The organism is Cytobacillus sp. FSL H8-0458, assembly GCF_038002165.1.
In the GTDB taxonomy this organism is placed as follows: domain Bacteria; phylum Bacillota; class Bacilli; order Bacillales; family Cytobacillaceae; genus Cytobacillus.
Map to the genome: position 1 here is coordinate 1,192,908 of NZ_JBBOBR010000001.1, position 13,338 is coordinate 1,206,245.

14 protein-coding genes are annotated in these 13,338 nt (G+C 43.1%); all 14 read left to right on the forward strand.

All coding sequences use genetic code 11. From position 1 onward, the window contains the following. Window positions 1-81 precede the first annotated feature (81 nt). The 14 genes from NYE23_RS06065 to gsiC all read left to right on the forward strand — a co-directional run bounded on the left by NYE23_RS06065 (window position 82) and on the right by gsiC (window position 13,338). Window positions 82-783: a GntR family transcriptional regulator gene (locus tag NYE23_RS06065; RefSeq protein ID WP_341076243.1), complete on the forward strand. Its 702-nt coding sequence runs from the start codon at window positions 82-84 to the stop codon at window positions 781-783. 123 nt (window positions 784-906) lie between these two features. Then, entirely contained in the window at window positions 907-1,329 is a 423-nt protein-coding gene (gene phnG / locus NYE23_RS06070; RefSeq protein ID WP_341076244.1) for a phosphonate C-P lyase system protein PhnG, read from the forward strand. An 18-nt stretch (window positions 1,330-1,347) separates the two neighbouring features. Continuing rightward, entirely contained in the window at window positions 1,348-1,968 is a 621-nt protein-coding gene (phnH, locus tag NYE23_RS06075; protein ID WP_341076245.1) for a phosphonate C-P lyase system protein PhnH, read from the forward strand. Beyond that, entirely contained in the window at window positions 1,956-3,092 is a 1,137-nt protein-coding gene (locus tag NYE23_RS06080) for a carbon-phosphorus lyase complex subunit PhnI (protein ID WP_341076247.1), read from the forward strand. Before phnH ends, NYE23_RS06080 begins: the two co-directional genes overlap by 13 nt. Next, window positions 3,085-3,939 (forward strand): alpha-D-ribose 1-methylphosphonate 5-phosphate C-P-lyase PhnJ, encoded by an 855-nt coding sequence (locus tag NYE23_RS06085; RefSeq protein ID WP_341076249.1) that lies wholly within the window; start codon window positions 3,085-3,087, stop codon window positions 3,937-3,939. The genes NYE23_RS06080 and NYE23_RS06085 overlap by 8 nt, the downstream gene beginning before the upstream one ends. Then, window positions 3,940-4,785 (forward strand): ATP-binding cassette domain-containing protein, encoded by an 846-nt coding sequence (locus tag NYE23_RS06090; RefSeq protein ID WP_341076250.1) that lies wholly within the window; start codon window positions 3,940-3,942, stop codon window positions 4,783-4,785. It abuts the gene before it with no gap. A 43-nt stretch (window positions 4,786-4,828) separates the two neighbouring features. Continuing rightward, window positions 4,829-6,007, forward strand: a complete 1,179-nt coding sequence (gene phnM / locus NYE23_RS06095) for a phosphonate metabolism protein PhnM (RefSeq protein ID WP_341076251.1) — start codon at window positions 4,829-4,831, stop codon at window positions 6,005-6,007. A gap of 29 nt (window positions 6,008-6,036) precedes the next feature. Continuing rightward, entirely contained in the window at window positions 6,037-6,741 is a 705-nt protein-coding gene (locus NYE23_RS06100; protein ID WP_341076253.1) for a phosphonate C-P lyase system protein PhnL, read from the forward strand. A gap of 118 nt (window positions 6,742-6,859) precedes the next feature. Further along, window positions 6,860-7,894 carry a phosphate/phosphite/phosphonate ABC transporter substrate-binding protein gene (gene phnD, locus NYE23_RS06105; protein WP_341076255.1) on the forward strand — a complete coding sequence of 345 codons (1,035 nt, stop codon included), beginning with the start codon at window positions 6,860-6,862 and terminating at the stop codon, window positions 7,892-7,894. Between the two features lie 91 nt (window positions 7,895-7,985). Continuing rightward, window positions 7,986-8,774 (forward strand): phosphonate ABC transporter ATP-binding protein, encoded by a 789-nt coding sequence (gene phnC, locus NYE23_RS06110; RefSeq protein WP_341076257.1) that lies wholly within the window; start codon window positions 7,986-7,988, stop codon window positions 8,772-8,774. Then, window positions 8,764-9,549, forward strand: a complete 786-nt coding sequence (locus NYE23_RS06115; protein ID WP_341076259.1) for a PhnE/PtxC family ABC transporter permease — start codon at window positions 8,764-8,766, stop codon at window positions 9,547-9,549. The genes phnC and NYE23_RS06115 overlap by 11 nt, the downstream gene beginning before the upstream one ends. Further along, window positions 9,549-10,406, forward strand: a complete 858-nt coding sequence (locus NYE23_RS06120) for a PhnE/PtxC family ABC transporter permease (RefSeq protein WP_341076260.1) — start codon at window positions 9,549-9,551, stop codon at window positions 10,404-10,406. Before NYE23_RS06115 ends, NYE23_RS06120 begins: the two co-directional genes overlap by 1 nt. Window positions 10,407-10,757: 351 nt before the next feature. Continuing rightward, window positions 10,758-12,341: a glutathione ABC transporter substrate-binding protein gene (locus NYE23_RS06125; RefSeq protein ID WP_341076261.1), complete on the forward strand. Its 1,584-nt coding sequence runs from the start codon at window positions 10,758-10,760 to the stop codon at window positions 12,339-12,341. Between the two features lie 73 nt (window positions 12,342-12,414). Beyond that, on the forward strand, window positions 12,415-13,338 hold the full coding sequence (gene gsiC, locus NYE23_RS06130; protein ID WP_163140733.1) for a glutathione ABC transporter permease GsiC: 924 nt from the start codon (window positions 12,415-12,417) through the stop codon (window positions 13,336-13,338).

The window sequence follows — 13,338 nt, forward strand, 5'->3', positions numbered from 1 at the left end:
ATTTTTTATAAAAATATTACAATTACGTAACTCTCCATATAAACTCTTTTTTTAGACTGGATATCGAAAGGGGCTGACTGTATGAGTGAAAAAATGATGCTGGTAGACGAGCTGATTACCCAAATAAAGGAAGGGAAGTACAAACCAAATGAAAAACTCCCTTCGGAGAATGAGCTGGCAGATCAATATAGGATTCCAAGGATGGTTGTAAGGAAAGCGTATGAACAATTACAGGATCTGGGGTTCATTTTTTCAAAGCAGGGAAGGGGCAGTTATGTCCAAAATAGGAAGCAGCAGATTCCGCTGATTTTAACAGGAGATATCAGCTTTAGCGAAAAGATGCATGAGCTTGGGTATGACTTCAGGTCAGAGAATATTTACTGTGAAAAAATCAATTTTGATTCTGAAGTTTTCCATGCGCTAAAAGTCAATCCGCAGGATGAAGTCTATAAAATTTCCCGGCTAAGAATCGTGGACGGCTGCCCAATTGCTTTGCATACATCTTATGCAGCCAAATCTGTCTTTCCGCAAATTGATAGGGATGGACCCGGGATCACCTCTATTTTCCATTATTACAAAACACAAGGCTATAAAGAATTCGCATCGGGCCAAAGTCAGCTGAGTGTGGTTTTCCCGAATGAATCTGAACGGAAAATCCTGCAATGCTCGAGTTTGATTCCGCTTTTGCTGCTGGAGTCCCTTTGCATGGACAAAGAGACGGGAACAGTGCTGGAATTCTCGAGAATTAAGTATAGAAGCGATTGCTTTACCTATTTAATTTAAATATGGCTTGGAGCAAAAATCAGGTTAATAAAACTCTTACATAATTTACACTTCTTTAACATCCGCCAGCTTGGCAACAAGATAGATTTAAGATGCAGAACAAAAACAGATGGAGGCCAAAAGGTGAAAAGAAAACAGCGAACAGAAATTTTGATTGAAGGTTCACATGAATTGGCAAAATCTTTAGCGAAAGAAATTGAGCAAAAATATTCAGTATCTGTCATACAGGAGCCTGAAAATGGACTTGTGATGATAAAGGTGCGGGAGACTTCCAGGAAAAGCCTGTTTTATTTAGGAGAAATGCTTGTCACAGAATGCAAGGCTAAGGTGGAAGGAAAGATCGGCATGGGGATTGTGAAAGGAGATCATCCGGATTTGGCTTATCATCTTGCCGTGATTGACGCGGCATTTCTCGGGGATCTTCCCGAAACCAAACCATGGGCCGGGATACTCGAAATTGAAAAGTACTATATAGATCAAAAAAGAAAAGCAAAGAATGAAGCGATTTTAAAAACAAAAGTAAGCTTTGAAACGATGGATGTTTAATAGAAGGAGGAACAGGCTTTGAAATTAGATGTTGTTCATGACCTGCAATCTGTTTATAGAAAATTAGTTGATAGCTCCTCAAGGCCAGGACTGATATCAGACCTGGGCAAGGAGGCAGCGATGCTTGATGAAGAGAATGCTGCCGGCTGCTCAAGCTCGATTTTACTGCTGGCACTAACGCTGCTTGATCCAGAGGTTACGTTTAAAGTGTATGGCCGTGAGGCTGCAGCTGTTGAAAACGAAATAAATCAATTAACTTTCGCAAAAGCGGTGCAAGCGGATCAGGCAGATTATTTATTTCTCCTGAAGGATGCCGGGGCAGGCTCGCTGGAAGATGCCATTGAAAATGCGAATCCAGGCACGTTCCTAAACCCGCACAAGTCCGCAGTGATTATAGCAGAAACAGGAGCGATTACGGCCGGTGATGACCTGTTTTTAAAAGGGCCTGGCATTCAAACTAGCACAGGAATCAGTATAGACCTGACAGGAAATTGGATTGAAAGAAGAAGTGAAAAAAATAAAGAGTATCCAACCGGGGTTGATCTGGTATTCGTGGACAGTAATCATCAGCTTTTATCACTGCCAAGAACGACTCAAATAACAGTATGCAGGGAGGTGGAGGAACAATGGGTTATGTAGCAGTAAAAGGCGGGACACAGGCCATTGAAGAGTCGATTAAACGCTTGAAATACGAAAGGCTGCATAAGGAGCAAGTGCTGGGAACCGGACAGATTGAAGCAGGCATGAGAGGGTTAATCGATCAGGTGATGTCAGAAAGCAGCTTATATAGTGAAAAGCTTGCTGCATTAGCGATCAAGCAGGCTGAAGGGAATCCGGAAGAAGCAGTATTCCTGCTTCGGGCATACCGCTCGACCCTGCAGCGAAAGTACTGCTCGAAAATCATTGAAACCGGGGACATGAAGGTGGAACGCCGGATTTCAGCCAGCTTCAAGGATATTCCCGGCGGACAGATCCTGGGGGCTACAACTGATTATACCCACCGGCTCCTGGATTTCAATTTAATGAAAGAAACGGAAAAGACGGTAAGAGAATGGCTTTCAGCTTATGCTGCAGACAATAACCCGTTTGATGAACTGCAGCAGGACCTTGATCTTGTATTACCTAAAGTGCTGGATTATTTAAGAAGAGAAGGCTTGATTCCTCCACTTGAAAACAATGATGCTGAGCCGGATGATGTGACGAGGGAAAGCCTTGAGTTCCCATCAAGCCGAAGCCAGCGCCTGCAAATTCTGACAAGAGGAGAGACGGGAGCTGTTACTTCACTCGCCTATGCGGTCATCCGAGGATACGGTGCTCTCCATCCAACTGTCGGAGAGCTGAGAGTTGGAAGCCTCCCGATAAATATTGAGCATCCGAATGAAGCCGGCAGTGATGAAGATGAATATTACATTGGCGAGATTAAAGCAACCGAAGCGGAAATGCTGATGCCATTCATGACAGAAAAGGAAAAAGGCAAAAAGGAATTGGAGTTTGAAATCGGATACGGGTTATGTTTCGGACAGAATGAAACAAAAGCGATCGCTATGGGCATTCTCGATAATTGCCTGGAGCATCCTGATAATAGCTTCCCAAGCCATAATGAGGAATTTGTCCTCCTCCATATTGATTCTGTGGAGTCAACTGGCTTTATATCACACTTGAAGATGCCGCATTATGTAACGTTCCAGTCGAAGCTTGACAGTGTGAGAAAGACAAAAGAAGCGAATGCAGAAGAACAGGAAGAGGTGCAAGCATATGAATAACGCCTATAACTTTGCTTTCTTTGACGAAGGTTCGAAGCGGGAGATTAGAAGAGCCACATTAAAAGCGATTGCAATCCCGGGTTATCAGGTTCCTTTTGCATCAAGGGAAATGCCGATTGGAAGGGGCTGGGGGACAGGCGGCCTGCAGCTGACACTCTCACTGATTGGAAGAGAGGATGTATTGAAGGTTATAGATCAGGGCTCAGATGAATCTGTCAATGCAGTCAGCATCAAAAAGCTTGTAAAGGATACAACTGGTGTCCAAATAACGGACCACACCTCCCAGGCAACCATCATCCAATCACGTCACAGAATTCCTGAGGTGCCGCTTAGGACGGACCAAATCCTTGTTTTGCAGGTGCCGCTTCCTGAACCGCTCCGTTATTTTGAACCGAGTGAACATGAGACGAAAAAGCTGCATGCGGAAAAGGAATACAGCGGTGCCTGGCTCATGCTTTTTGAACAGATTATGAAATATGGAAGCATGACAACAGGTGCAGATCATCCGGTCATGGTTCACGGCCGTTATGTAATGGCACCAAGTCCGATCCCGCGCTTTGATAACCCGAAAATGGATGAAAATGAAGCACTTATATTATTGGGAGCAGGCCGCGAAAAGAAGATATATGCAGTCCCGCCATTTACGAAAATCGTTTCCCTTGATTTTGAAGATTATCCGTTTGAAGGGGAAAATTTTGATGGGAAATGTTGCAGGCTGTGCGGATCTGAGGGAGTATTTCTTGACGAACTGATCGATGAGGCAACAGGAGAAACGTATTATCAATGCAATGATACAAGCTATTGCTGTGAAATAGTAAACGAAGTCGAAAAGGCAGGAGTGAATTAAATGACGGAATTTGAGGCCCCGCTCTTATCTGTTAAAAACTTAAACAAGCAATTTGGTCATGGCTGCGATCATTGCAGAAATCCTGAACCTATGACTCTGATAAAAAATTACTGCAGTGTGTGCGGAACAGTCTATGCCTGCAGGGATGTGTCCTTCGATGTCTACCCTGGAGAGGTGCTTGGAATTGTAGGAGAAAGCGGAAGCGGCAAGTCCACCTTAATGCAATGCCTGTACTTCGACCAGGAAACGTCCTCAGGGGAAGCGTATATTTCTTCCTACCAGAATGGCCTGAAGAATCTTTTTGTGGAGTCTTCCCAGCAAAAACGGTATATTCGCAATCATTTAATGGGGAAAGTTTATCAAAATCCCCTATTGGGTTTAAAAATTGACTTCTCTTCAATTGGAAATATTGCCGAAAAATTGATTGCGGCAGGAAGCAGGAATGTGGGATTTATGGAAGACCGGGGATCAGAGCTGCTCAGCAAGGTGAATATACCCGTCCACCGACGGAAAGAAGCTCCAAAGAATTTTTCCGGGGGAATGCAGCAGCGTGTGCAAATTGCCAAGGCACTTTCTAATCAGCCTCCAATTCTGCTTTTGGATGAGGTTACGACTGGACTGGATCTATCTGTACAGGCAAGTGTCCTGGATTTAATCAAAAGCCTGCAGCGCGAGATGAATATTAGTATAGTGCTGGTTTCGCACGATTTAGGTGTTATCCGCATGCTTGCCGACAGAACATTGGTCATGCTGGAAGGCCGTGTTATTGAACAGGGGCTGACAGATCAAATACTCGAAGACCCTCAAGCTGCATTTACTCAAAGCTTGGTTCATTCGCTTCTTTAAGGCTAACCGGAAGTAAATTCATTTCAAATTAGGGGGAAGCACTTTGTACGTCATTACAAACGGAAAACTTATTACGGTGGATACTATTCTGCAAGGATATGATCTTCTGATTGCAGATGATAGGATCAGCAGAATTGCTCCTAAGGGAGAATTGAAATTCGAAGAATCCATGGAAGTGATAGATGCAGCGGGCGGGTATGTTTCACCGGGATTTATTGATATCCATTCCGATTATATTGAACATATGGCAGCACCGAGGCCAACGTCATTAATGAACTTTCATTTAAGTCTCAGGGAAGCAGAGAAGGAGCTCATTTCCCATGGGATCACAACGATGTTCCACTCCCTTTCCCTGTATAAAGAAACTGAATATGCTTACAAGCCGATCCGGGAACCGGAAAATGTCAGAAAGCTCATTGACCTGATTGATGAGACACACAGTATGAAGCATCTTGTACGGCATCGTTTCCATGCAAGGATGGAGATTGATAATGTAGCTGAAATCGAAAATCTTAAAAGCTATATTAGTGAAAATAAAGTGCACCTGGTTTCATTTATGGATCATACTCCAGGACAAGGGCAATATCGCCATCTGGAAATTTACCGGAACACGGTAAAAAGCTATAACAGTATGAGCGATGCCGCTATAGATGTTTTAATCATGAATCACCAAACGAAGGAAAAGCTTTCAGTTGAGGATATGAAGGAGATTGCCGAGCACGCACAGGCACATAACATTGCAGTTGCTTCACATGATGATGACAGCTTCGAAAAGCTGGAGCTGGTCAGAAGCTTTGGCACGACCATCAGTGAATTCCCGATTACTCAGGAGGTAGCGTTTAAAGCAAAGGAGCTTGGCATGTACACAGTGGCCGGAGCCCCAAATGTGCTGCTCGGAGGCTCCCACAGCGGAAATCTGGGTGCAGCCGAAGCAATTCAAAATGATTCAATTGATATCTTGTGCAGTGATTACTATCCTGCAGCCATGCTTCATGCCATTTTTGAGCTGGCAAGGAATTATGGGATGGGTCTGGCAGATATGATCAGGCTTGTCACTATTAATCCTGCTAAAGCCGTGAACATGGATGAAGAAATCGGTTCGATAGAGGAAGGGAAAAAAGCAGACCTTTTAATCATTGAAAAATTGGCAGATGATTTTCCGGTAATCACGGGCGTATTCGTTGATGGAAAGCTTATCCAAAAAACAAATTATAGAATTTAATACTACTTTGAATGAAAGCAGGTGGATCGGTGGAAAATCTATTGGAAATCAGGGAACTGTCCAAATCATTTACCCTTCATAATCTTGGGAAAAATATCCACGCAGTGAGCGGTATTGATATCAGATTGAGGGAAGGGGACTTTGTTGGCATTACAGGAAAAAGCGGAAGCGGAAAATCAACCATCCTGAAATGCATTTTTGGAACATACAGACTTCAGCATGGAAGCATTTGGTACAATTCTAAAAAGTTCGGTCCTCTCAATCTTGCAGAGGCAACAAATAGACAGATGATTTATTTGCGCAAGCATGAGATAGGCTATGTATCTCAATTTCTGAATGTAATGCCCAGAACGACTGCCAGACAGCTTGTAAAGCAAGCCATTGTTGAAATGGGACGGGACCAGATTCATGCGGGGAAAGAGACAGAGCAAATGCTTTCGCATTTCGAGCTTGACCCGGAGCTATGGGACAGCTATCCTGCCACCTTTTCCGGCGGGGAAAAACTCAGGCTCAACATTGCCCGGGCGATGGTCAAGAAGCCAAGACTGCTTCTATTGGATGAACCGACGGCAAGCCTGGACTATGAATCTAAAATGAAGGTGAAAGTCTTAATAGAGCAACTAATGCATGAAGGCACGACGATGCTGGGAATCTTCCATGATCTTGAATTTATGAACAACTTATGTGATAGGGAATACAACATGCAGAATGGTGTTTTTACTTTGGCGCATTAATTCTTTACCATTGCTTAATGATTTCATATATTGCCTTATCAGTAGATTAATATTCTTTCGCTATAGTTAGGTCGATGGCAGCATAAAAATTTTTTCAATTACGAGAGGGGAAGAAATCATGAAGAAAATGGCGTTATTTCTGCTTTCTATGGCTATGACAGTAGTATTTGCAGGTTGTTCGTTTACAGCGAACTCAGAGAAGGACGATACGCTGACGATCGCCTGGCTTCCAAACGAATCAGGCGCTGATTTAGGAGAAGCCCGTGACGAAATTGGGAAACTGATAGAAGAAAAAACAGGCAAGAAAGTAGAGCATCAAACAACGACTGATTATATAGTGGCAATTGAAGCGATTGCAAACGGAAACGCAGATATGGCGTTCCTTGGGGCACAAGGTTACATAGAAGCACATAACAAAAATGAAAAAGTTCTTCCATTAGCTGTCCCGAGCGGCGAGTCAGGCACTCTGGAGGATGCAGTTTATTACAGCTGGCTGGCTGTTCAGAAGGAACAGGCGGATGAATACAAAAATGGCGGGGAGTTTGCCATAGACAATATTCAAGGAAAGAGGTTCTCCTTTGTTTCGAACAGTTCGACATCAGGATTCAAGGTTCCATCTACAGGTATTACTGATTATTTCAGCGCGAAAGAAGAGTTTAAGGATTTGACAGCAGTGGATTTGCTTGAGGGGGGAGATGACAAGTTCTTCAGTGAAGTATTATTTGGCGGCTCTCACCAGGGTTCTGCTGTTAATCTATTAAGCGGCAAAGCGGACGTGGCGGCATTCTGTGATACATGTGTGAACAATTATGTGGAGCTGGCAGAAGGTGAAGTGAACAAGTCAGGAGCAGTTTATAAAGTGAAAGATAATGCTGCTGAGCCATTAAACACGGTTGCCGGAAAAGAATTCAGCTTAATCTCAGTAACGCCTGTCTTAAATGCACCGTTTGTGATCAATTCCGGAACATTGAGCGAAGAAGACCAAAGACAGCTGCTTGAAATCATGACATCGGATGAAGTGGCAAATAACGAAAAAATCTTCGTTCCTGAGGACTCCGAATTTTCCGGATTATTCAGCAAAAAGTCTGGAGATGAGCGTCTGGTTGAAGTGGAAGATGAGTGGTTCAAACCAATCCGTGAGCTGGAAAAATAAAGGGAATCAGCCATCAGCAGGACCAGCCATTAATGTAAGATTTACTGCCCGATTAAGCAGCATAAAACAATTGGATAGGAGGGGTTAACTCATGACAGCATTATTGGAAGTTAATCACCTTACAAAGCAATTTGGCAAAGATTCGAAAGCATTGACTGATATAAGCTTCTCAGTCCAGGAAGGGGAGTTCGTTTCCATTATCGGCCCATCAGGAGCAGGGAAATCAACTCTCCTCCGCTGCATCAACCGCATGATTGATGCGACAGGCGGAGAAATCCGCTTCCAGGATCTCGATGTAATGGATTTAAAGAAAAAGGAATTAAAGCAGGTCCGCACCAAAATTGGCATGATTTTTCAGCACTATAACTTAGTGAACCGATTATCGGTAATTGAAAACACGCTGCACGGAAAATTGGGAACCAAATCCACACTGGCTGGCGTTCTTGGATATTACTGCAAAGAGGAAAAGCAGCAGGCAATCGAGATTTTGAATGTGCTTGGCCTGAACGAAATGATTTATAAGCGTACAGATCAATTAAGCGGAGGGCAAAAACAAAGGGTTGGCATTGCCCGTGCGCTTATCCAAAATCCGCGGATGCTTTTGTGCGACGAACCCATTGCGTCCCTCGATCCAAATTCGGCTAAAGTGATCATGGATCATTTAAAGAAGGTTTCATCAGCAATGGGCATTACCGTTGTTGTAAACCTTCATCAGGTAGATGTAGCCATCAAATACTCTGATAGAATCATTGGCATTAACAAGGGGCAGGTTGTGTATAACGGTTCGGCTAAAGGATTGACTTCAGAAGACATTCAGCGAATATATGGATCGGAAGCAGAAGATTTAATCTTTGATATTGGAGGCATCCATGCAGGCTGATATTTTTGCTAAGAAAAAACGAAACACACTTGCCTTCCTATTACTCCTTGGAGCCGTGACGATCCTGGCTATGATCATTACTGAGTACAATGCATTAAAGGGCTTTGCTTCAATCCCGAAAGCCATTCAATGGGGAATGGCGAACTTCTATCCAACCGCTGAATCCTTAGAAAAGCTTCCAGTTATTCTGGATAAGCTGCAGGAAACACTTCTGGTTTCGATTGCGGCTGCGACAGCAGCTGCTGTATTCGCCCTGTTATTTTCCATTCTCGGTTCAAATACAACAAGGGTAAATGCCTTTTTTGGAGCGATTACTAGAGGAATTGCCACTGTCTTTCGAAACATTGATGTTGCCGCATGGGCGCTGATTCTGCTGTTTTCTTTTGGTCAAAGCGCGTTAACCGGTTATTTTGCTTTGTTTTTTGGGTCATTTGGATTCCTGACCAGAGCTTTTACGGAAACAATTGATGAAGTGAGCGGGGATTCTGTGGAGGCGTTAAAAGCGACAGGTGCAGGCTACTTTTCCATTATCTTTCAATCGGTGATTCCATCAAGCATTCCGCAATTAATCAGCTGGATTTTGTTCATGATCGAAACGAATATCCGCAGTGCCACATTAATTGGACTGCTTACAGGATCCGGAATCGGTTTTACATTCAACTTATACTATAAAAGTCTGGCTTATGATACAGCCAGCCTAGTCGTTGTTGTCATTATTGCTGCTATCCTATTGATCGAATATGCATCCAATTATGTAAGGAAGGTGATATTGTAATGGAGGTGAAGGAACAGCTGGGTAATGTAACAGCATCAGCCGATCATCTGCTTGGCAAAAGAATGCCGGCTAAGCCTTTGAACAAAGCGGCCATTGTGACGAGATTAACTCTCTTTATTCTGGCTGCGCTGACAGTCTATGCCTTTTACAGCTTTGATTATAAGGAACTGGACTTCGCGGATGCGCTTCTCGGCACATTCGCCAATTTAAAAACCATATTCCTTGAACCGCACTTGAAGCATTTCTCCTTTGGACATGCCCTTTATCAAGTCATGATCACACTCGGGCTGGCTTTTCTGACAACCCTATTTGGAGCTATAATTGCAGTCCTATTCGGATTGCTGGCCGCTCGGAATCTGTCTTCTAAAAGGGTTTCTATAGTCATTAAAAGTATGGTTGCCTTTATTAGAGCCGTGCCGACCGTCCTGTGGGTACTGATCTTCGCCGTTGCAGCCGGTCTTGGAAGTACGGCTGCAGTGATTGGAATGACCTTCCACTCGATCGGTTATTTGATCAAAGCCTATTCGGAGTCCTTTGAAGAATTGGATAGGGGAGTGATTGAAGCGCTGCAGGCGAGCGGAGCCAATTGGTGGCAAATTGCCTTTCAAGCGGTGATCCCATCCTCCAGCACTTATATGATTTCCTGGACATTTCTCCGCTTTGAGATTAACTTTGCGGTAGCCGTTGCCATGGGAGCAGCAGCAGGAGCCGGCGGAATCGGATTTGACATGTTCATGGCAAGCAGCTTTTACCTGGATATGAGGGAAATCGGGGCTATAACTTATTTTATTCTGGCTGTTGCGATAACCCTTGAAGTCTTTGCCGCTAAGATTAAGAGAAAGCTCAAAACAGCATAGTATCAGCCAATATCTGACCAGGTCCTGTGGTGCCTGGTTTTTTGTATTTTTCTTTACTTATTGACTCTCACAGTTCATATAGTTGATGTTCGGGATCTTTGAAAAAATAAACTCAGGTTGAAATTTATAAAAATATAAAATTTTCAGAATTTAGTATTGAAATTATGAACTTATCAATCTATAATAAATTTAATTATTTTCATCAGTGGAGAAAATAATGCGTATAAAAACTTAAATATTGCGAAATACATATAAATTTTACGTATTTAATAACATGGTGAAAATAAGTTTTTTTAGATTTAAACATCTTAGAAATGCAAAAAGACAAAATTGTTCGAGGGGGAAAGCAATTTGAGAAGGGTAAACGTGTGGAAAATGCTGTTTGTTGCTTTTGTATCTGCAATTTTACTGGCTGGCTGTTCCAGCGAAGAAAGCGGAGGAACTTCTGAAAAGGAGAATTCAGGGAAATCAGCAAGCGGCAAGGATCAGGAGTTAGTCATTGCTGTTAATGAAAACTTCATTTCAATGGACCCGCATAATACGGGAGATACGAATTCAAATTCCGTCCAGACGGCTATGCTAGAGGGACTGCTGGGATCGGATGAAGAAGGGCAAATCATTCCGCAGCTGGCTGAGGAATACAGTGTCAGTGATGATGCACTGGAATATACTTTCAAGCTTCGTCAGGGTGTTACCTTCCATGATGGGGAGCCGTTCAATGCAGAAGCGGTTAAAACCAGCTTTGAAAGGATTATGAAGGATGAAAGCCTTCGTTTAAACAGCCGCGGATTTAATCTTATTACCAGCATTGATGTAATTGATGAGTATCAAATTAAAGTCACTTTAAAAGAACCATATGCAGGTATGCTGACAAGATTTGTTTCCGCTAAAATCCTAAGCCCGAAGCTGATCAATGACTCTTCCAGCGATATCGGCAAAACACCGGTTGGCACCGGTCCATTCAAGTTTGTGGAATGGGTTCAGGGGGACCATTTAACAGTTGAAAGATTTGATGATTATTGGAATAAGGCTGATCGTGTGAAAAAGATTACGTACAAGCCTGTTCCGGAAAATGGCTCTCGTGTAGCTATGCTGAAAACAGGCGAAGCACATGTGATCTATCCAGCGCCAGTACAAAACCTAAAGGAATTGGAGAGCAATTCAGACGTTGAAATTCATAAAATTCCTTCCACGATTGCCCGATATGTATCCATCAATACGATGAAAGAACCGTATGATGATGTCCGCATTCGCCAGGCCATTAACTATGCTGTGAATAAAGAGGCATTTATAAGTGTTGTCAATTCCGGCTACGGCTTGCCGCTGGACTCGATTATTCCAAGTAAAACCCAGTTTTACTCCAAACAGGAAGCCTATGATCACAACATTGATAAAGCAAAGGAATTGATGAAAGAGGCTGGATTTGAAAAAGGCTTCAAAGCTGAAATATGGGGCAACACCAATTCCGACACATTGAAGGGAATGCAGTTTATCCAGCAGCAATTAAAAGAAATTGGGATTACAGTTGAGATTAAGTCAATGGAAGAAGGCACGTTGTCAGATGAAATATATGGAGCTCAGACACCGGAAGAGGCAAAGGTGCAAATGTGGTATGTCAGCTGGTCTGCGTATCCTTCCGACACCACTAATGCAACGAAGCCATTGTTCAGCAGCAGCTCATTCCCGCCGGATGGAGCGAATACTGCATACTACAAAAATGATGATGTAGATAAGTGGATTACAGAGGTGAATCAAACTCCAGATCCTGACAAGCAGGCAGAAATCTACAATAATATTCAGTCAACTATCTACAAGGATGCACCTTGGATCTTCCTTGGGGTAGATGAGATTCTTGCAGGTTCAAGATCAAATGTCGATGGTGTCTTCATTTCTCCAACAGGCGGAATTAATGTGACAGACGCCAATCTTAAGTAAAAGCAGGGCAAGCAGAAGAGGCAAAGGCTGACAATATCCAATGCCTCTTCCTTCTAAGAAAGGGGTTTTCATTTTGCTTCAATATATCTTGAAGAGAATCCTGGAAATGATCCCGATCCTATTTATTGTTTCCATATTAATCTTTTTCTTCACTCATTTAATTCCCGGAGATCCTGCCAGATTAGTAGCAGGAAAGGATGCAACTCTTGATGAGGTCAATATTATCAGGGCAGAACTGGGGCTGGATAAACCGATTTGGGATCAATACATTACATACATGAGCAATTTATTTCAAGGAGATTTGGGGACTTCCTTAAAAACAGGCCTTCCGGTTTCAGAGATGTTTGCAGACCGTTTTATGCCCTCCGTCTATTTAACGTTCATGAGTATGGGCTGGGCATTGGTGCTTGGTTTGTTAATAGGAACATTATCAGCGGTATTCAAAAATAAATGGCCGGATTATCTTGGGATGGTCACAGCTGTTTCGGGAATTTCCATGCCGGGATTCTGGCTTGGTTTGATTCTTATTCAGATTTTTTCTGTCCAGCTCGGATGGTTTCCAACAGGCGGAGCAGAGAGCTGGAAAAGCTATATATTGCCTTCTATCACTTTAGGGGCAGGAATTATGTCCATGCTTGCCAGGTTTACCCGGTCATCTTTGCTTGAGACGTTAAGAGCCGATTTTATCCGGACGGGAAGAGCGAAAGGATTAAAAGAATCTGTAGTTATTCCAAAACATGCACTTAGAAACTCTTTAATTCCTGTCGTAACTATTGCCGGGCTGCAGTTTGGCTTCCTGCTGGGCGGATCGGTTGTCGTGGAGACTGTTTTTAGCTTTCCGGGGATGGGACGATTGCTGATCGACTCCATTGCCTTCAGGGACTATCCAGTCATTCAGGCGGAGCTATTGCTATTTTCCATCGAATTTATTCTTGTTAATTTAATCGTAGATATTATGTACAGTATGCTGAATCCGAAGATACGCTACGTTTCCTAG

What these genes read in the sequence shown, in the direction of transcription:
- NYE23_RS06065 (WP_341076243.1), top strand. Translation starts at nt 82, where the DNA reads ATGAGTGAAAAAATGATGCTGGTAGACGAGCTGATTACCCAAATAAAG.
- NYE23_RS06080 (WP_341076247.1), top strand. Translation starts at nt 1,956, where the DNA reads ATGGGTTATGTAGCAGTAAAAGGCGGGACACAGGCCATTGAAGAGTCG.
- NYE23_RS06085 (WP_341076249.1), top strand. Translation starts at nt 3,085, where the DNA reads ATGAATAACGCCTATAACTTTGCTTTCTTTGACGAAGGTTCGAAGCGG.
- NYE23_RS06090 (WP_341076250.1), top strand. Translation starts at nt 3,940, where the DNA reads ATGACGGAATTTGAGGCCCCGCTCTTATCTGTTAAAAACTTAAACAAG.
- phnD (WP_341076255.1), top strand. Translation starts at nt 6,860, where the DNA reads ATGAAGAAAATGGCGTTATTTCTGCTTTCTATGGCTATGACAGTAGTA.
- phnC (WP_341076257.1), top strand. Translation starts at nt 7,986, where the DNA reads ATGACAGCATTATTGGAAGTTAATCACCTTACAAAGCAATTTGGCAAA.
- NYE23_RS06115 (WP_341076259.1), top strand. Translation starts at nt 8,764, where the DNA reads ATGCAGGCTGATATTTTTGCTAAGAAAAAACGAAACACACTTGCCTTC.
- NYE23_RS06120 (WP_341076260.1), top strand. Translation starts at nt 9,549, where the DNA reads ATGGAGGTGAAGGAACAGCTGGGTAATGTAACAGCATCAGCCGATCAT.